Origin of the sequence: Nocardioides proteolyticus (genome assembly GCF_051280635.3) — a bacterium.
GTDB lineage: Bacteria > Actinomycetota > Actinomycetes > Propionibacteriales > Nocardioidaceae > Nocardioides.
Window position 1 is genome coordinate 1 of sequence record NZ_JBNBPO030000023.1, and the last position, 18,509, is coordinate 18,509.

Sequence of the window (18,509 nt, forward strand, 5' to 3'; positions counted from 1 at the left end):
GCCGGGCGCGCCCGGCGGGCAGCGGGCTGCTGGCCGTCGGGCCGGCGCACGTCGCCGTCGTCGCCGTGCTGGTCGCCGTCGGGCTCGCCGCGACCACCTGGTGGGTCGTCCGCGATCAGGCGGAGCCGGTGTCGGCCGTCTCGGCCGAGCCGGTCGGCCCGCTCGTCGGCGCCCCCACGCCCGCCGGCGCCTCCTCGTCGGCAGCGGAGCCGGCCGCGTCGTCCGGTGCGTCGCCGGCCTCGGTGACCGTCGACGTCGCCGGGAAGGTCCGCCGGCCCGGCATCGTCGTGCTCGACCAGGGCGCTCGGGTCGCCGACGCGCTGCGGGCCGCCGGCGGCGCCCGGCGCGGCGTCGACCTCACGTCGGTCAACCTGGCGCGGGTGCTGGTCGACGGGGAGCAGATCGTCGTCGGGGCGCCGCCCGGCGCCCAGCCCGTGGCCCCGGGCGCTCCGCCCGCGTCCGGCGGGGGAGCGCCCGCGCCGGGCGGCCCCCTGGTCAACCTCAACACCGCGTCGCAGGCCGAGCTGGAGACGCTTCCCGGGGTGGGGCCGGTGACGGCTCGGTCGATCCTCGCCTGGCGCGAGCAGCACGGCGGATTCAGCAGCGTCGACGAGCTGCTCGAGGTCGACGGCATCGGTGACAAGACGCTGGCGACCCTGACGCCCCACGTCACGGTGTGAGTCCGGTCGTGACCGCCCTACGACGCGCCGAGCAGCGCCCGGTGCAGCACGGCGATCAGCTCGCCGCGGGTGATCATCCCGACGAGCCGGCCCGCTTCGTCGACCACCGGCACGTTCTTGTAGCCCTCCGCCGTCATCATCGGCACGAGCTCCGCCACGGGCGTCGCGGCGGAGATCGTGGTGACGTCTCGTCGCATGATGGTCTCCACCGTCTCGAGCTCCACGATGTCGCGGTTGAAGAGGTCGATGATGGAGACCACGCCCAGCACCCGGGCGTCCTCGTCGACGACCGGCAGCGTCTTCACCTCCCGCTGCACGATGAGGGTCCGGGCCCGATAGATCGACTCGAAGGGCCGGGCGACGGCGACGTCGGTGTGCATGATCCTCGAGACCGGGATCGAGCCGAGCCGCCGGTCGAGGGCGTGCGTCTCGGCGTCCCGCACGATCGCGACCACGTCCTCGGGCAGCACGTCGAGCCGCGCGGCGAGCCGTTGCATCGCCTCCTCCACGTCGGGGGTCCTGATCCCGAGGTCGGCGGCTGCTCCGGGCGCCGCCGGGGCGGCCGGACGGTGCGGGTAGCGGTGGCCGGTGGCGTTGTTGACCACGAGCGCGACGGCGAGCAGGGCGACGGCGTTGACGGCCACCGGCGTCAGCACGAAGAGCGCACCCTGCTCGTGGATCGCCGGCGTGGCCGTCGCGGCGAGCAGGGCGCAAGCGCCGCCCGGCGGATGCAGGCAGCGCAGCAGCATCATGACGCCGATCGCCGCGCCCACCCCGACCGCTGCTGCGAGGAGCACGTCGCCGACCAGCCAGTGCGCGACGAGGCCGACCCCCGTGGAGACCAGGTTGCCTCCGACGACCGGCCACGGCTGGGCGAGGGGGCTCGCCGGCACCGCGAAGAGCAGCACGGCGCAGGCACCCATCGGGGCGACGATGTACGGCAGCAGCTCCGGGCCACCGGGGACGACGCGGGCGGACGCGCCGGCGACGGCGATGCCCACGAGGGCGCCGAGGGCTCCCCGGGCGAGCTCGGGGGCGGTGTAGCGGTTCACTCGCGGAACCCTAGGGGTTGCGCGGCGTGACAGCAGCGGATCGACCGGCGGGGCACGACTTCCGGATGCCGGCCCTGGCACTGGCCGCGTGGCTCGCCGGCGTGGCCGCCCACCTCGCCGGCCCCGCCGCCCGGTGGCTGCTGGTCCCTCTCGCCGCCGGGTTCCTGGCCCTGCTCCTGGCCGGCCGGGCGTCGCCGCCCGCGACACTCCGGCGGCTCGTGCTGGCGGCGCTGCTGCTGGCCGCTGCGGTCCTCATGAGCACCCTCCTGCGCCACCACGCCGTCGCCAGCAGCCCGCTGCACCGGCTGGCTGCCGAGCGGGCGACCGCCGACCTGGTCGCGACGGTGGTGTCCGACCCCCGTCCGGTGCGGGGGCCGTGGGGAGACCAGGTGGTGGTGCGGGTGCGGGTGGCGGAGGTCGCGGCGCGCGGGAGCGTGCTCCGGCTGGGTGGAACGGTCGTCGTGCTGGGCGACCCGGCCTGGGCGGAGGTCACCCTCGGAGAGCGAGTTCTCGTTGAGGGCCGGCTCGCCCCGTCCGACCGGAGCGGCGAGGCGGGGTTGCTCACAGGTGCCCGTCCGCCGACGCGGATCCGCGGACCGGACCCGTGGTGGCGCGCCGCGGCCGCCGTACGGACCTCGGTGCGGGAGGCCGTCGCTCATCGGCCGCCCGCGCAGGCGGGCCTGGTGCCGGCTCTCGTCGACGGTGACGACGCCGACCTCCCCGCGCAGGTGGAGGCCGACTTCCGCACGACCGGGCTGACCCACCTGACGGCGGTGTCCGGGACCAACCTGACCATCGTCGTGGGTGCGCTGCTGCTGCTGGCGCGTGCTGTCGGTGTCCGCGGACGATGGCTCACGCTGACCGGCCTGCTCGGGATCGCCGGGTTCGTCCTCGTCGCCCGGACGGAGCCGAGCGTGCTCCGTGCCGCCGCGATGGGCACCGTGGCGCTGTTCGCCTTCGGGGCGGACGGTCGGCGCCGCGGACTTCGGGCCCTGGGCGTCGCGGTGGTGGCCCTCCTGCTCCTGGCGCCGGCGCTCGCCGTGGCCGCCGGGTTCGCGCTCTCCGTGCTGGCGACCGCCGGCATCGTGCTGCTCGCTCCGCCGCTCGCCCACGCGCTCGCCCGGTGGCTGCCGCGTGGCCTGCCCGAGGCCGTGGCGGTGCCCACCGCCGCACAGCTGGCGTGCACGCCGGTCGTCGCGGCGCTGTCGGGTGAGGTGAGCCTCGTCGCGGTCCTGGCCAACCTGCTCGCCGCCCCGGCGGTCGCGCCGGCGACGGTGCTGGGGCTGCTCGGCGGCCTCGTCGGCCTCGCCTGGCCCCCCGGCGGGCGCGTGCTCGGGACCGGCGCGGGATGGTGCGTCGGGTGGATCGTCGCGGTCGCCGAGTGGGGCGCGGCGCTCCCGGGCGCGTCGATCGGGTGGGGGAGCGGCCCGGTCGCGATCACGCTGCTGGTCGTCCTCTGCGTCGTCCTCGCCCTGGTCCTGCCGGTCGTCGCCCGGAGGCGGGTGCTCGGTGTGGGACTCGGTGTCCTGGTGCTGGTCGTGGTCACCGGCGTGCCGGGCCGGCTCTGGTCGTCGGCCGGCCTGGGTTGGCCGCCCGACCGGTGGCTGCTCGTGGCCTGCGACGTCGGTCAGGGCGATGCCCTCGCCGTCCGCGCAGGACAGCGTGCTGCCCTGGTCGTCGATGCCGGTCCTGACGCCGACGCCGTCGACGCCTGCCTCGACCGGCTCGCCGTGGAGCAGGTGCCGCTGCTGGTGCTGACCCACTTCCACGCCGACCACGTCGCCGGTCTCGAGGGCGTGCTCCGTGGCCGCCGGGTCGCGGCGGTCGAGACCAGCCCGGTGCTCGACCCTCCCGACGCGGCCGAGGAGGTCCGGCGCATCGCCGGCCGCGCCGGGGTGCCTCTGCACACCGCGACCCATGGTGTGACCAGGCGGTACGGCGACGCGACGCTCCAGGTCGTGCACCCCGCGGGGTCCGAGCCGGTGGCCGGTGCGGGCGACGGCAGCTCGGCCAACGACGCGAGCGTCGTGCTCCTGGTCGACGTGGCCGGCGTGCGGATGCTGCTGACCGGTGATCTCGAGCCGCCCGGACAGGTGCGTCTCGCGCCGGCACTGGGCGCGATCGACCTCGACGTGCTGAAGGTGCCCCACCACGGGAGCGCGCACCAGGAGACCGACTGGCTGGTCTCCCTGCGTGCGGAGGTCGCCGTGGTGTCGGTGGGGGCGGACAACGACTACGGTCATCCGGCTCCCGAGCTCCTCACCGCGCTGCGGGCGGCCGGAGCGGCGGTGGCACGCACCGACACCGGCGGCGACGTGGCGGTGGTCCTCGACGAGGCCGGCGCCCTGGACGTCGTGACGCGCGACTGACGGCGCTCCTGCGGTGCCGATGCCGTCGGAGCCGTGTGGGAGGGTGAGCGCATGCAGGCGTCGGACGTGCTGGGGCGGGTCATCCTGGTCACCGGCAAGGAGGAGTTCCTCGGCGCTCGCACGGTCGACGAGGTCAGGACCGCCGTGCGGGCGCACGACCCGGAGGCCGAGTTCTCCGAGGCTGCCGGTGCGGAGCTGACGCTCGCCTCGCTCGGCGAGCTGTCCGCGCCGTCGCTGTTCTCCGCGGTGCGGTGCGTGGTCGTCCGCGGCCTGGAGAACCTCCCCGACGAGTCCGTCGCGGGGCTGCTGGGCTACGCCGCCGAGCCGGCCGAGGAGGTGGCCCTGGTCCTCGTGCACGGTGGCGGCCAGAAGGGCAGCGGCGTGCTGACCAAGCTGCGCAAGCTGCCGACCGTCACCGAGCACAAGTCGGAGGAGCTGAAGCCCTCGGACCTCCCGGGCTTCGTCGCCCACGAGGTCCGCCGCCACGGCTCGGCGATCGACCGCGACGCGGCCGACGTGCTGATCGAGGCGATCGGTCGCGACCTGCGCTCGCTGGCCGGTGCCGCCCACCAGCTGACCAACGACTTCCCGGGCGAGCGGATCACCGAGGCGCAGGTCCGCCGCTACTTCGGTGGCCGCGCCGAGGCCAAGTCCTTCGCCGTGGCCGACGCCGCCTTCGGCGGTCGCGACCGCGCGGCGCTCGAGGAGCTGCGCTGGGCGCTCGACTCGGGCACGGCGCCGGTCCTGATCACGTCCGCCTTCGCCGGCAGCGCCCGTGGTCTCGCCCGGCTGGTGAGCGCGCCGCGCGGGATCCGCGACGTCGACCTCGCCCGTGAGGTCGGCGTCCCGCCGTGGAAGCTGCGGACCCTGCGCGACCAGGCACGCGGCTGGTCCGAGGGCGGCCTCGCCCGGGCGGTCCGCGCGGTGGCCCAGGCCGACGCCGACATCAAGGGAGCGGCGAGCGACGCGTCGTACGCCCTGGAGCGGCTGGTGCTGACCATCACCGGCCTGCGCAGCGCCCGCTGACGGCACCGGCGCCGACGCCGGCGGCGGCCCCACAACGGCTCAGCCGCGTGGGCTCTCCATGTGCGCGAACAAGGTCCGCAGCGCCAGCTTCCAGCGGTCCACCAGGCGGCTCCTGCTGCCGAGGTCGCCGGTGAGCAGGGTGGTCATCACCAGCCCGGTCAACACGTCGATGGTGAACTCGACCAGCGTCGCGGTCCGCGGGTCGGCGCTGTGGTCGGGGCCCAGCACCGAGACGAAGAGCTCGGCGGTGGACGCCATCAGGCGTCGTTCGTGGGGAAGCAGGGCAGCGCGCAGCTCGGCGTCGGTGCGGGCCGCGACCCACAGCTCGAGGGCGGCGAGGAACGGCGGGCTGTTGAGGTCCTGCCAGACGAGGTCGACCAGTGCGTCGACCCGGTCCACGGCGGGGTCGAGCGCCGCGGCGGCGTCCCTCGTCCGCTCGAGGCGCTGCTCCACGAGGCGGGCGGTCGCGGCCACGACCAGCTCGGCCTTGGTGGGGAAGTAGTGCTGCACCGTGCCGCGCCCGAGACCGCTGCGCTCCTGGACCCCGGTGATCGAGGTGGCGGCGTAGCCCTGCTCCAGCAGCGAGGCGGTCGCGGCCGCGAGCAGCCGCTCGGTGGTCACGGCACGTCGCTCCTGCTGGGTCCGCCGCGTCGCTGGTGCCATGCGAGGGAGTGTACGGACACTTACAGTACGATCGTACGGTTTCCGCCACACGCCTCCGGAAGGGCACCTGATGGACCTGCGCAAGAGCGTGCGATCGATCTCGGCGACGGCCCGCTGGGCCAAGGACAACCCGGGCACGGTCCGGGACCTCCTCGTCGGCCTGGTGCGCCCAGGCACCGAAGCCGCGACAGCCGCCCCGGCCGGGGACCGCGAGCCGCCCCCAGGCCTGGCCGACTTCGACCGCGCCGTCGGCGCCCAGGTCGAGGCCTCCGGCTCGGCGGGGCAGATGCGCGCCCTGGTCGGCGACCTCACGCTCCTCCCGGACTGGATGACCATCCACGCCGGCTGGCGCGGGCAGGTGCCGCCGGCGCCGGCGGTGGGCGTCGACTTCACCGAGCAGGTCGAGATCATGGGCGTGCCCGCCGAGATCCGGTGGAGCGTGGTCGAGGCGTCGCCCGACCGGGTCGGGATGACCGGCACCGGCCCGATGGGCCTGCAGATGGGCCTGTGGTTCTCCGTCCTGCCGACCACGTCGGGCTCGACGGTCCGGATCGACGCCGGCATGGGCGGCGAGCCGCTGCGCGGCCCGCTCGGCGGCACCATCGCCCGCACCGTGCACGACGAGATGGAGCAGTCGCTGGCCCGCCTCGTCGCCCTCCACGAGCGCGGCGTCGAGGGCAAGGGCGGCGACGGCGTGGCGCCGGTACTGCACGACGCGTCCGGACGGCGGCTGGACCCGCGGACGCCGGTGATCGTGGGCGTCGGCCAGGTCGTGCAGCGCGAGCCCGCGCCCGACGTGCACCCCGCCCAGCTCGCCGCGCAGGCGCTGCGCGAGGCGGAGCGGGACGCGGGTGTCTCCGGGCTGCTGGCTCGTGCCGACAGCATCTACGCCGTCTCCAGCGCCTCGTGGACCTATCGCGACCAGGCGGCCGCCGTGGCCGAGGAGCTCGGCGTCGACCCCGCGGAGACGGTGCAGTCCGCGCCGTACGGCGGCGACGCCGGCCAGCTGCTGATCAACGACGCCGGGCAGGCGATCGCCGCCGGCGACGTCTCCGTCGTGCTGGTCTGCGGCGCCGAGGCCGGCAACTCCTTCGCCGCCGCGCAGAAGCAGGGCGCCGCCCCGACCTGGCCCGAGCAGCCGGCGGGGACCGCGCCCACCCGCCGGCTCGGCAGCGACAAAGAGGCCAACAACGCCGAGGAGGGCGGCGCCGGCCTGATGGCGCCGATCTACGTCTACGCGCTGCTCGAGACGGCGCTGCGCCACAAGCTCGGTCGCTCCCGCGAGGAGCACCAGCGGGCGATCGCCGAGCTGTGGTCCCGGATGTCCGGGATCGCCGCGCGCAACCCCTACGCGTGGCAGCCGGAGGAGCACACCCCCGAGCAGCTGCTCCACACCGGCGAGCACAACCGGATGATCTCCGCGCCCTACTCCAAGCTGCTGTGCGCCAACATGCAGGTCGACCTCGCCAGCGGCATCATCGTCACCAGCGTGGCTGCCGCCGAGGCCGCCGGCGTGCCGCAGGACCGCTGGGTCTTCCTCCACGCCGGGGCCGCGGCCCACGACGAATGGTTCGTGAGCGAGCGGGGCGACCTGGCCGACTCCCCGGCGATCCGGTCGATCGGCCGCGCCGCACTCGACCACGCCGGCATCACGATCGACGACGTCGCCCACGTCGACCTCTACTCCTGCTTCCCGGTCGCGGTCGAGGTCGGCGCTGCCGCGCTCGGCCTCCCCGTCGACGACCCGGAGCGCCCGCTCTCGCTCACCGGCGGCCTGACCTTCGGCGGCGGCCCCGGCAACAACTACGGCGGACACGGGGTCGCGCAGCTGGTGCAGCGGCTGCGGGAGAACCCGGCCGACTTCGGGATCTCGACGTCGCTGGGCTGGTACGTCACCAAGCACGCGCTCGGCGTCTACTCGGCGCAGCCGCCCGCGAAGTCCTACCGCGCCCTCGCCCCGGTGCTGGAGCCGGCGCCGACCCGTCCCGTCCGCGCCGGCTGGACCGGCCCGGCCGTCGTCGAGGCCTACACCGTGCCCTACGGGCGGGAGGGCGAGCCCTCGGCTGCGATCGTCAGTGCGGTCAACGACGCGGGGGAGCGGGTCCTGCTGCGTGCGGTGGACCCGGCGACCGTCACGCTCTTCGTCGACGAGGATCCGCTGGGCTGGCGGGTGGAGGTCACCGGCGACAGCGCGCTGGAGGTGCTCGACCGCGGTCGGACCGCCGTGCCCCCGCCGCCGGTGCCGCCGGTGCTGCTCGACAAGCGGGGCCCGCTGTGGGTGATCACCCTCAACCGCCCCGAGCGTCGCAACGCCATCGACCTCGCCACCGCGCAGCTGCTCGAGCGCATGGTCGACGCCTTCGAGGCCGACGACGGCGCGCGGGTGGCGATCCTCACCGGCGCCGGCGGCACCTTCTCCGCGGGGATGGACCTCAAGGCCGCGGCCGGCGGGCAGTTCCCCATGACCGACCGCCGCGGGCCGCTGGGCATCACCGGGGCACCGATCAGCAAGCCGCTGATCGCCGCGGTCGAGGGGCACGCGCTCGCCGGTGGCTGCGAGCTCGCGCTGGTCGCGGACCTCGTGGTCGCGTCCACCGACTCCCAGTTCGGGCTCCCGGAGGCCAAGCGGGGCCTGGTCGCCGCGGCCGGCGGGGTGCTGCGGCTCGCGCAGCGCCTGCCGCGCAACATCGCGCTCGAGCTGGCCCTGACCGGCAACCCGATGCCTGCCACGCGGATGGCGGAGCTCGGCCTGGTCAACCGCCTCGCCGAGCCCGGCTCGGTGCTCGACGCGGCGGTCGAGCTCGCCGAGGAGCTGATGGTCAACGCGCCGATCTCGCTGCAGGTCAGCAAGCAGATCGTGGACTCCGCGCCCGACTGGAGCACCGAGGAGGAGTTCGCGCGCCAGTCCGAGCTGGCCGGCACGGCGCTCTTCTCCCAGGACGCGGCGGAGGGCGTCGCGGCGTTCGCCGAGGGACGGCCGCCGGTCTGGAAGGGCCGCTGACCGGCGTACGTCCGGAAGGCGTCCGGAGAAGCACGAAGGGAGCCCCGCAGCAGCGGGGCTCCCCTTCGTGTCGGCTCCGGACCGGAGCCAGGCCTGACGTGCAGGCAGGTCTCAGCGAGGCTCAGAGAGAGGCAGCCTGCTTCGCGATCGACGACTTGCGGTTCGCGGCCTGGTTCTTGTGGATGACGCCCTTCGAGGCAGCCTTGTCGAGCTTCTTGGTGGCCTCGCGGGCCAGGGCGACGGCGTTGTCCTTGTCGCCGGCCTCGGCAGCCTCGCGGAACTTGCGGATGGCGGTCTTGAGGTTGGTCTTGACCGCCTTGTTGCGCTCGTGACGCTTCTCGTTCTGCTTGTTCCGCTTGATCTGGCTCTTGATGTTCGCCACGTTGAATGCCTCTGTGTTGATCGGGTGTCTGGTCTGGTCCGGAGTGCGTCTCGCTCCCGGTGGGCGGGCCGCCGGGCAGGCGGAACCACGCGGAGACGCGACCAGCAAGGCTAACAGCGCCGCGACAGTGCCACCAAAATGAGGGCCGGCTCAGCGGTCCCAGCCTCGGCGCTCGGCCAGCCAGTCGTCGATCACGTCACGCTGCCAGGCCTGGGCCCGGCGGATGTACGGCGACGTCGGCGGCACCTGCTGGAGCGAGGACGTCCAGAAGAAGGCGAGGACGAGCGCGAGCGCGACGTCGACGTCGTCGGCCGCGACCCGGCTCAGCAGGGGGTGCGCCGCCAGGTGCGCCTCCACGTCGAGGCCGTCGCCGCGCGGACCGACCAGCAGCAGCAGCGAGTCGAGCCAGGCGGCGCCGACCACGGGCCAGTTCCAGTCGCACAGCAGGGCGGTGCCGTCGGCGCGAATCAGGATGTTGTCGTCGCGGACGTCGGCGTGGACCAGCGTCTCCCCGTCCAGCACGTCGCGGTGGTGCGCGGCGAGGGCCTTCAGGTCCGCCCTGCGGGGATGAGAGGTCCGGTCCCACAGGTCGGGCCAGTCGGCGAACTCGTCGATCGCCCGGTCCACGCCTTCCGGCGCGGGGGTGAGCACGGTGGCCGCCCGGAGCGCCATCGCGGACGCGGCGGTCAGGTCGTCGGCGGTCCACGGCCGGTGCGGCGCCCGGCCGGCCACGTGCTCGATGCCGAGCACGACCCACTCCCCGTCGTCCTCGACCCAGAGGAGGCGGGGCGCCGGAGCCTCCGCGGGGAGCAGTCGCAGCTTGCGTGCCTCCTCCCGGTAGGACTCGGCGAACACCCGCTGCGCCTTGACGGAGGCGGCCTTCACGAAGTGTCGCGACCCGTCGTCGCAGACGAGCACCGACGCGAACCCCGGCGTGAAGCCGCCGCCCTGCGACACCGCCTCGGTCACCGGTGCGCCGAGGTGCGCCTCCACGAGCGACCGGACGTACGGCGGCAGGTGCACCCACTCGAGCCGGCGCGCGGTGCGACCGTGGGGGATCCGGGTGGGCAGCACGCGCACATCATGGCGCGGGCCGGAGGCTCAGCGCTCGGCCGGGTCCAGCGTCCTGGTGTAGATCGCGGCGCCCTCGACGTCGCGCAGGGTGACCGTCAACCGGCCGGTGCGTCCGTCGACCTCCACCTCGCCGAAGTACTGGTGACCGATCGCCGGGGAGGTGTTGGCCACCGGAGGGGCCGCCACGAAGTCGGCAACGGGGCCGAAGGTCCCGTCGAGCCGGTTGGGACCGAACGCGCCTGCGTTGAGCGGGCCGGAGACGAACTCCCAGAAGGGGTCGAACTCCTGGTAGGCGGCGCGGTCGGGGGAGTAGTGGTGGGCCGCGGTGTAGTGCACGTCGGCGGTGAGCCACACGTGGTTGCGGATGCCGAGCCGGGACAGCGCGGTGAGCACCCGCGCGATGTCGGCCTCGCGGCCGAGGGGGCTGCCGGCGTCGCCCTGCGCGATGCCCTCCTGCGCGGCCGAGCCGTCCGGCACCACGAGCCCGAGAGGCAGGTCGGCGGCGATCACCTTCCAGGTGGCACGCGAGCGCTCCAGCTCGCGGAGCAGCCACTCGGTCTGCCGCCGGCCGAGCACGCCGCCGTCCATCGCGTCGGCGCCGGCCTCGCGGTTGGCCGTGTTGGGGTCCTTGTGCGTGCGCATGTCGAGCACGAAGAGGTCGAGCCGCCGGCCGTAGTGGAGCACCCGGTAGACCCGGCCGTCGGGGTCGGGTGAGATCGGCGCCACCGGCACGTACTCGTGGTAGGCCCGCCGCGCCCGGGCGGCCAGCACGTCGACCCGCTTCTCGGTGTAGCGGGCGTCCTCGAGGACCTCGCCGGGGTACCAGTTGTTGGTCACCTCGTGGTCGTCCCACTGGCCGACCTGCGAGGTCTCGGCCAGGAATGCTCGCCAGTTGTCGGCCATCAGGTTGTAGCGGAACTGGCCCCGGAACTCGTCCAGCGTCTCGGCGACCTTGGCCTTCTCGGGCGTGACCAGGTTGCGCCAGACCGACCCGTCGGGAAGGGCGACGGTCTCCTGCACGGGCCCGTCGGCGTAGACGGTGTCGCCGCTGCAGAGGAAGAAGTCGGCGTTGCGGGCGCGCATCGCGTCCGCGATCCGGAACCCGCCGTACTGCGGGTTCACGCCCCAGCCCTGGCCCGCGATGTCGCCCGACCACAGGAACCGGATGTCATCGCGGCCGCCGGGAGCGGTGCGCAGCCGCCCCACGACTGGCTCACTCGAGGCCAGCCGGTCGTCGAGGTCGACCGCCCGGATCCGATAGTGCAGGTCGGTGCCGTCGGGCAGTCCGCGCAGCGCGACGGTGCCGGTGAGGTCGGAGGCGGGCGTCACGACCGGCCCGCGGACGCGGCGGACCCTCCGGCGGAACGACGGGTCTCGGCTGATCTCGGCGACCAGCCGCGCCGGCCGGTCGGCCCGGGCCCAGAGCACCGCGGAGCCGGTCCGCACGTCGCCGGACTGCACGCCGAACGGCAGCAGCGGCCGGTTGCGACGCACCAGCAGCGGGGCGGCCGCGCTGCGCGCGGGCAGGAGCCCCCCGCCGGCGGCCGCGCCGGTGACGACCGCGGCGCCCGCGAGGCCGCGGAGCACGTGACGACGGTCCAGCCCCGGCGTGGGGGAGGAGGGGTGGGCGGGGGTCGAGGGCGAGGCCGAGTCCATGTCGCCGAGGCTGGCGTCCGGAGGCCAACTCCGACGGGCCCTCCGGTGGCCGGATGCTGAATCGGTGGCGACGAATTCCTGATGTGTGGCCCCTTTGGGAGAATGACCGGACCATGCCCGCACCCGCCGCCCCGCAGCCCGGTCGCACCGACCCCGCGATCATCCGCAACTTCTGCATCATCGCGCACATCGACCACGGCAAGTCGACGCTCGCCGACCGGATGCTGCAGCTCACCGGGGTGCTGAGCGAGCGGGACGCCAAGGCCCAGTACCTCGACCGGATGGACATCGAGCGCGAGCGCGGTATCACCATCAAGTCGCAGGCCGTGCGGATGCCCTGGACGGTCACCGAGGAGGCGGTCCGGGCCCACGACATGGAGGCCGAGCCCGGCACCTACGTGCTCAACATGATCGACACCCCCGGGCACGTCGACTTCACCTACGAGGTGTCGCGGTCGCTGGAGGCCTGCGAGGCGGCGATCCTCCTGGTCGACGCGGCGCAGGGGATCGAGGCCCAGACCCTCGCGAACCTCTACCTGGCGATGGGCGCCGACCTGCACATCATCCCGGTGCTCAACAAGATCGACCTCCCGTCGGCCAACGTCGAGAAGTACGCCCAGGAGCTGGCGAACCTCGTCGGCTGCGAGCCCGAGGACGTGCTTCTCACCTCCGCCAAGACCGGTGTCGGGGTGGAGGCGCTGCTCAACGAGATCGTCAAGCAGGTGCCGGCGCCGGTCGGCGACGCCGACGCCCCCGCCCGCGCCCTCATCTTCGACTCGGTCTACGACACCTACCGTGGTGTGGTGACCTACGTGCGGGTGGTCGACGGCTCGCTCAAGCACCGCGACCGGATCAAGATGATGTCGACCAACGCCGTGCACGAGATGCTCGAGGTCGGCGTGATCAGCCCGGAGCCGATGAAGGCCGACGAGCTCGGCGTCGGCGAGACGGGCTACCTGATCACCGGCGTGAAGGACGTCCGCCAGTCGCGGGTCGGCGACACCGTCACCAGCCAGCACCACGGGGCGAGCGAGCCCCTCGGCGGGTACGCCCACCCCAACCCGATGGTGTACGCCGGTCTCTACCCGATCGACGGCGACCAGTACCCCGAGCTCCGCGACGCCCTGGAGAAGCTGCAGCTCAACGACGCCTCGCTGACCTACGAGCCGGAGACCTCCGGGGCGCTCGGCTTCGGCTTCCGCTGCGGGTTCCTCGGCCTCCTGCACATGGAGATCACCCGCGAGCGGCTGGAGCGGGAGTTCAACCTCGACCTGATCTCGACCGCGCCGAACGTCGTCTACGAGGTCGTGATGGAGGACGGCACCCGCCTCACGGTCACCAACCCGAGCGAGTACCCCGACGGCAAGATCCACGAGGTGCGTGAGCCGGTGGTGGCCGCCACGATCCTTGCCCCCTCCGACTACATCGGCACCATCATGGAGCTGTGCCAGGCCAAGCGCGGCACGCTCCTGGGCATGGACTACCTCTCCGAGGACCGGGTCGAGATGCGCTACACGCTCCCCATGGGGGAGATCGCCTTCGACTTCTTCGACCAGCTGAAGTCGAAGACCAAGGGCTACGCCTCGCTCAACTACGAGCGCTCCGGCGACCAGGCGGCCGACCTGGTCAAGGTGGACATCCTGCTGCAGGGAGAGCCGGTCGACGCCTTCTCCGCGATCGTGCACCGCGACGCGGCGTACTCCTACGGCGTGATGATGGCCGGCAAGCTCAAGGAGCTCATCCCGCGACAGCAGTTCGAGGTGCCGATCCAGGCGGCGATCGGGGCTCGCGTGATCGCTCGGGAGACCATCCGGGCGATCCGCAAGGACGTGCTCGCCAAGTGCTACGGCGGTGACATCACGCGCAAGCGCAAGCTGCTGGAGAAGCAGAAGGAAGGCAAGAAGCGGATGAAGATGGTCGGCCGCGTCGAGGTGCCGCAGGAGGCCTTCGTCGCAGCGCTGTCCACCACCGGTCCGGCGGGCGACAAGCCGAAGAAGTAGGCGTGGCCCCGCTGCCGGCGCTGCTCGAGGAGTGGGAGCTCACCGCCGACGGTGAGCCGTGGCGGGCGCGGGAGTCGGTGGTCCTGCCGGTGCGCACCCGTGCCGGAGAGCCCGCGGCGCTCAAGCTCGGCCGCCCGGACGAGGACTCGGCGCACGAGCACCTGGCCCTCCAGCACTGGCACGGTGCGGGCGCGGTGCTCCTGCTGCGCGCCGATCCGCGGCGCCGAGCCCTCCTCCTCGAGCGGCTCGCCGACGAGGACCTGGCCGGGACGGGGGACGTCGCGGCCTGCGAGGTCGTCGGCGACCTCTACCGGAGGCTGCACCGGCCGGCACCCCCACAGCTGCGCCGGCTCTCCGACCACGCCGCGCGGGTCGCCGACCGGCTGGACGCGCTGCCCGGCGGGGCGCCGCTGCCGCCACGCTTCGTCGACCAGGCGCGGGCGCTCGCGCGCTCCTTCGCCGAGGACCCCGAGACCGACGGCGTCCTGGTCCACGCCGACCTCCACTACGGCAACGTCCTCGCGGGCAGCCGGGAGCCCTGGCTCGCGATCGACCCCAAGCCGCTCAGCGGCGACCCCCACTTCGAGGTCGCGCCGCTGCTGTGGACCCGCTACGACGAGCTCGGTGGCCAGGTCCGAGACGGCCTCCGGGCGCGCTTCCACGCCGCGGTCGACGCTGCCGGGCTCGACGAGCGGCGCGCGCGGGACTGGGTGGTGGTGCGGACGCTCGACCTCGCCCGGCGGCTCCTCGAGCGCCAGGAGGCCGCGCCGCGAGGCCCGCGGACCGGCGACTGGCTGACCAGGTGCGTCAGCATCGCCAAGGCGGTCCAGGACTGACCGGCTCCGCCCGGGGGGTCCCGCTACCGTGGTCCGTCGAGGTGATCTAGGTTACTGCTCAGTCATCGGCCGTTCTCGGGACGAGCATGCAGGAGCGTCATGCCCATCAATCACGACACGAGTTTCCTCGACCAGCTGCCGCAGAACTGCGCGATGCAGTTCCTCGACAGGGTCGAGACCAGTCCGGACCGCGAGGCGTTCCGGTTCCCACGCGGGGAGGGATGGGAGTCGGTCACCTGGCGGCAGGCCGGGGACCGCGTACGACGCCTCGCCGCGGGCCTGCTGGCCCTCGGCCTGGAGCGTGAGCAGCGGGTCGGCATCGCCTCGGCCACGCGCTACGAGTGGATCCTCGCCGACCTCGCGATCATGTGCGCGGGAGGCGCCACCACCACGGTCTACCCGACGACCGGCGGCGACGACACCGCCTACATCCTCGGCGACTCCGAGAGCCGCTTCGTCTTCGCCGAGGACGAGTCCCAGGTCGCCAAGCTGCGCGACCACCGCGCCGAGCTGCCCGCGCTCGACAAGGTGATCACCTTCGACGACGCCCTGGCCGACGGCGACTGGGTGATCTCGCTCGACCAGCTCGCCGAGCTCGGCGAGGGACATCTCGCCGAGCGCCCGGACGCCGTCGAGCAGGTGACCAAGGAGATCCAGCCCGACCAGCTGGCCACCTTGATCTACACCTCGGGCACCACCGGGAAGCCCAAGGGCGTGCGGACGCTCCACCGCGCGTGGGTCTTCGAGGGCGAGGCGATCAAGGCCCAGGGCATCCTCAGCGAGGAGGACCTCCAGTTCCTCTGGCTGCCGATGGCCCACTCGTTCGGCAAGGTGCTGCTCTCCACCCAGCTGGCCTGCGGGTTCGCGACCGCCATCGACGGCCGGGTCGACAAGATCGTCGAGAACCTCGGCATCGTGAAGCCCACCTTCATGGGCGCCGCGCCGCGGATCTTCGAGAAGGCGCACGCCCGGATCGTCACCATGCAGGCCGCCGAGGGCGGGGCGAAGGAGAAGATCTTCAAGAAGGCCTTCGAGGTCGGCGTCAAGGTCGACCACCTCAAGCGCGAGGGCAAGTCCGTGCCGCTGCCGCTCAGGCTGCAGCACGGCCTCTTCGACAAGCTGGTCTTCAGCAAGGTCCGGGACCGCTTCGGCGGGCGCGTCCGCTTCTTCATCTCCGGGTCGGCCGCGCTCAACGCCGAGATCGCCGAGTGGTTCCACGCCGCCGGCATCCTGATCCTCGAGGGCTACGGCATGACCGAGAACGCCGCCGGCGCCACGGTCAACCACCCCGACGACTACCGGATCGGCACCGTCGGCCACCCCTTCCCGGGCACCGAGGTGCGGATCGGCGAGGGTGGCGAGGTCCAGCTCCGCGGGCCGCACCTGATGGCCGGCTACCACAACCGGCCCGACGCGACCGCCGAGGCGTTCACCGAGGACGGCTGGCTCCGCACCGGTGACAAGGGGGAGCTCGACGACGAGGGCTTCCTGCGGATCACCGGGCGCATCAAGGAGCTCTTCAAGACCTCCGGCGGCAAGTACATCGCCCCGCCCGCCATCGAGGCGAAGTTCAAGGCGATCTGCCCCTACGTCAGCCAGTTCATGGTGTTCGGCGCCGAGCGCAACTTCGTCTCGGCCCTGGTCACCCTGGACCCCGACGCGATCGCCGGCTGGGCCGCGGAGAACGGCATGGAGGGCTCCTCCTACACCGAGCTGGTCAGGTCCGAGAAGGTCCGCGCGATGGTCGGCGAGTACGTCGACGAGCTCAACCAGCAGCTCAACCGGTGGGAGACCATCAAGAAGTGGGAGCTGCTCGACCACGACCTGAGCATCGAGTCCGGTGAGCTGACGCCGTCGCTGAAGGTCAAGCGCAACGTCGTGGAGGCCAACAACAAGGCGCTGATCGAGTCCTTCTACGGGGCCTGAGGCTGCTGCGGGCGGCACCAGCCCGGTGTCTCGGATGTGCCGGCGTGAGCCGCGCCTGAGACACTGGGCGGGTGCCGTCCGCGTTGCCTGAGGGGGAGCCCGTCCCAGCCGACGGCTCCCTTCCCGACGCCGCCCTGGCGGGGCTCGGCACCCGGCCGTTCGGCTTCTACGTCCACGTGCCGTTCTGCTCGGCGCGGTGTGGCTACTGCGACTTCAACACCTACACCGCGGAGGAGCTGGGCCCGGGCGTCTCCCGCTCGTCGTACGCCGCCCAGGCGGTCGCGGAGGTGCGCCGCGCGCGGCAGGTCCTGGGGGCGGTGGACCTGCCGGTGTCGACGGTGTTCCTCGGCGGCGGCACGCCGACCCTGCTCGACCCCGCCGACCTCGGCCGCATCCTCTCCGCGATCGACTGCGAGTTCGGACTGGCCGCGGACGCGGAGGTGACGACCGAGGCCAACCCCGACTCCGTCGACCGCGGCCGCCTCGAGCGGCTGCGCGCCGCCGGCTTCGACCGGGTGTCCTTCGGCATGCAGTCAGCCGTGCCGCACGTCCTGGAGGTGCTCGACCGCACCCACGACCCCGACCGCGTCCCGGCGGTCGTGGCCGCCGCCCGCGCCGCGGGCTTCGACCAGGTGAGCGTGGACCTGATCTACGGCACGCCCGGTGAGACGGGTGCCGACTGGGCCACGACGTTGGACGCGGCACTCGCCTGCGAGCCCGACCACGTGTCGGCGTACTCGCTGATCGTCGAGGACGGCACGGCGCTCGCCCGGCGGGTGCGCCGCGGGGAGCTCCCGATGCCCGACGACGACGACCTCGCCGACAAGTACCTCCAGGCCGACGACCGCCTCACGGCCGCCGGCCTGGGGTGGTACGAGGTGTCGAACTGGGCGCGCGGCCCGGCGGCGCGCTGCCGGCACAACCTCGGCTACTGGACCGGTGCGGACTGGTGGGGCGTCGGCCCCGGCGCGCACTCGCACGTCGGCGGCGTCCGGTGGTGGAACGTGAAGCATCCTGCGGCGTACGCCGCCAGGATCGCCGAGGGCCGCAGCCCCGCCCACGCGCGGGAAGTGCTCGACGACGAGACGCGGCGGCTCGAGCGGGTGCTGCTCGAGGTGCGGCTGCGGGAAGGGCTGCCGGTGGACGCGGTCCCGAACGGTGCGTCGCTGGCCCGTCTCGCTGCCAACGGGCTGGTCGAGGACCGGCGGGACCGGGTGCTGCTCACTCGGCGCGGACGGCTCCTGGCCGACGCCGTCGTCCGGGTGCTGCTCGGCTGATCTGCCGAATGCGGCCACCTGCGCGGTCACCGGTCGCTAGGGTCCGGCGCATGACCGAGCAGCCCGGTGCCCCCGAACCGACCCCGCCCAGCTCCTCGAACGCGCAGCCGCCCGAGCCCCCCTACGCATCACAGCCCCCGCAGGCACCGCAGGCACCGCAGGCGCCGTACCCGGCCTACGGTCAGCCGCAGCAGGCCTACCAGCCGGGCCCGGTCCAGCAGCCGCCGGTCGGCTACGGGCTGCCGGTCGTCGGGGCGAAGATCCCGGGCCAGGTCGACCCGGAGACCGGGCTGGTCTACTCCGACAAGGAGCGCCTCACCGCGGGCCTGTGCCAGCTGCTGCCGTGCCTGTTCGGCATCCCCGGCATCGGGCGCCTCTACACCGGCCACGTGGCGATCGGCGTCGTCCAGCTCGTGGGCGCCATCGTGGGCATCGTGCTCACCTGCATCCTGATCGGCCTGCCGCTGTGGATCGGCATGGTGATCTGGGGCGTCGTCGACGGGATCCTGATGTTCACCAACAAGGCGTTCACCGACGCCCAGGGGCGGGTGCTGCGCTGACGTCCGT

The 18,509-nt window shown here is 73.6% G+C and carries 14 protein-coding genes; 9 read left to right on the forward strand and 5 right to left on the reverse strand.

Annotated elements, in window-relative coordinates; translation table 11 throughout:
* The coding region (locus tag ACPOLA_RS14130) for a ComEA family DNA-binding protein (protein ID WP_435771078.1) at positions 1-680 on the forward strand (680 nt) is incomplete at its 5' end.
* Positions 681-697: 17 nt separating this feature from the next.
* Here the strand turns inward: ACPOLA_RS14130 and ACPOLA_RS14135 are convergent.
* On the reverse strand, positions 698-1,732 hold the full coding sequence (locus tag ACPOLA_RS14135) for an HPP family protein (protein WP_435771079.1): 1,035 nt from the start codon (positions 1,730-1,732) through the stop codon (positions 698-700).
* Between the two features lie 26 nt (positions 1,733-1,758).
* On the opposite strand from ACPOLA_RS14135, the gene ACPOLA_RS14140 reads away from it, so the two are divergent.
* On the forward strand, positions 1,759-4,101 hold the full coding sequence (locus tag ACPOLA_RS14140) for a ComEC/Rec2 family competence protein (protein ID WP_435771080.1): 2,343 nt from the start codon (positions 1,759-1,761) through the stop codon (positions 4,099-4,101).
* A gap of 51 nt (positions 4,102-4,152) precedes the next feature.
* Positions 4,153-5,127: a DNA polymerase III subunit delta gene (gene holA / locus ACPOLA_RS14145; protein WP_435771081.1), complete on the forward strand. Its 975-nt coding sequence runs from the start codon at positions 4,153-4,155 to the stop codon at positions 5,125-5,127.
* A gap of 39 nt (positions 5,128-5,166) precedes the next feature.
* Here holA and ACPOLA_RS14150 read toward each other — a convergent pair whose 3' ends face one another.
* Positions 5,167-5,790 (reverse strand): TetR/AcrR family transcriptional regulator, encoded by a 624-nt coding sequence (locus ACPOLA_RS14150; RefSeq protein ID WP_435771082.1) that lies wholly within the window; start codon positions 5,788-5,790, stop codon positions 5,167-5,169.
* 70 nt (positions 5,791-5,860) lie between these two features.
* Between ACPOLA_RS14150 and ACPOLA_RS14155 the strand changes: the two genes are divergently transcribed.
* Complete coding sequence (locus ACPOLA_RS14155) at positions 5,861-8,791, forward strand: type II toxin-antitoxin system Rv0910 family toxin (RefSeq protein WP_435771083.1); 2,931 nt, start codon at positions 5,861-5,863, stop codon at positions 8,789-8,791.
* Between the two features lie 121 nt (positions 8,792-8,912).
* Here the strand turns inward: ACPOLA_RS14155 and rpsT are convergent, their stop codons facing one another.
* The 3 genes from rpsT to ACPOLA_RS14170 form a co-directional block, all read right to left on the reverse strand.
* Positions 8,913-9,173, reverse strand: coding sequence for a 30S ribosomal protein S20 (rpsT, locus tag ACPOLA_RS14160; protein ID WP_435771084.1), 261 nt, complete (start codon positions 9,171-9,173; stop codon positions 8,913-8,915).
* A 150-nt stretch (positions 9,174-9,323) separates the two neighbouring features.
* Complete coding sequence (locus ACPOLA_RS14165) at positions 9,324-10,247, reverse strand: protein kinase family protein (protein WP_435771085.1); 924 nt, start codon at positions 10,245-10,247, stop codon at positions 9,324-9,326.
* Between the two features lie 27 nt (positions 10,248-10,274).
* Positions 10,275-11,903: an alkaline phosphatase D family protein gene (locus ACPOLA_RS14170; protein WP_435771086.1), complete on the reverse strand. Its 1,629-nt coding sequence runs from the start codon at positions 11,901-11,903 to the stop codon at positions 10,275-10,277.
* 113 nt (positions 11,904-12,016) lie between these two features.
* Between ACPOLA_RS14170 and lepA the strand changes: the two genes are divergently transcribed.
* The 5 genes from lepA (at position 12,017) to ACPOLA_RS14195 (ending at position 18,502) form a co-directional block, all read left to right on the forward strand.
* Complete coding sequence (gene lepA, locus ACPOLA_RS14175) at positions 12,017-13,903, forward strand: translation elongation factor 4 (protein WP_435771087.1); 1,887 nt, start codon at positions 12,017-12,019, stop codon at positions 13,901-13,903.
* A gap of 2 nt (positions 13,904-13,905) precedes the next feature.
* On the forward strand, positions 13,906-14,739 hold the full coding sequence (locus tag ACPOLA_RS14180) for an aminoglycoside phosphotransferase family protein (RefSeq protein WP_435771088.1): 834 nt from the start codon (positions 13,906-13,908) through the stop codon (positions 14,737-14,739).
* A 99-nt stretch (positions 14,740-14,838) separates the two neighbouring features.
* Complete coding sequence (locus ACPOLA_RS14185; protein ID WP_435771089.1) at positions 14,839-16,665, forward strand: AMP-dependent synthetase/ligase; 1,827 nt, start codon at positions 14,839-14,841, stop codon at positions 16,663-16,665.
* Between the two features lie 71 nt (positions 16,666-16,736).
* Entirely contained in the window at positions 16,737-17,942 is a 1,206-nt protein-coding gene (gene hemW / locus ACPOLA_RS14190; RefSeq protein WP_435771090.1) for a radical SAM family heme chaperone HemW, read from the forward strand.
* Positions 17,943-17,992: 50 nt separating this feature from the next.
* Positions 17,993-18,502: a TM2 domain-containing protein gene (locus tag ACPOLA_RS14195; protein WP_435771091.1), complete on the forward strand. Its 510-nt coding sequence runs from the start codon at positions 17,993-17,995 to the stop codon at positions 18,500-18,502.
* Positions 18,503-18,509: the final 7 nt, after the last annotated feature.

Excerpts from the sequence above, each read along its gene's own strand:
- holA (WP_435771081.1), top strand. The coding sequence starts at position 4,153 with ATGCAGGCGTCGGACGTGCTGGGGCGGGTCATCCTGGTCACCGGCAAG.
- ACPOLA_RS14150 (WP_435771082.1), bottom strand. The coding sequence starts at position 5,790 with ATGGCACCAGCGACGCGGCGGACCCAGCAGGAGCGACGTGCCGTGACC.
- ACPOLA_RS14155 (WP_435771083.1), top strand. The coding sequence starts at position 5,861 with ATGGACCTGCGCAAGAGCGTGCGATCGATCTCGGCGACGGCCCGCTGG.
- ACPOLA_RS14170 (WP_435771086.1), bottom strand. The coding sequence starts at position 11,903 with ATGGACTCGGCCTCGCCCTCGACCCCCGCCCACCCCTCCTCCCCCACG.
- lepA (WP_435771087.1), top strand. The coding sequence starts at position 12,017 with ATGCCCGCACCCGCCGCCCCGCAGCCCGGTCGCACCGACCCCGCGATC.
- ACPOLA_RS14185 (WP_435771089.1), top strand. The coding sequence starts at position 14,839 with ATGCCCATCAATCACGACACGAGTTTCCTCGACCAGCTGCCGCAGAAC.
- ACPOLA_RS14195 (WP_435771091.1), top strand. The coding sequence starts at position 17,993 with ATGACCGAGCAGCCCGGTGCCCCCGAACCGACCCCGCCCAGCTCCTCG.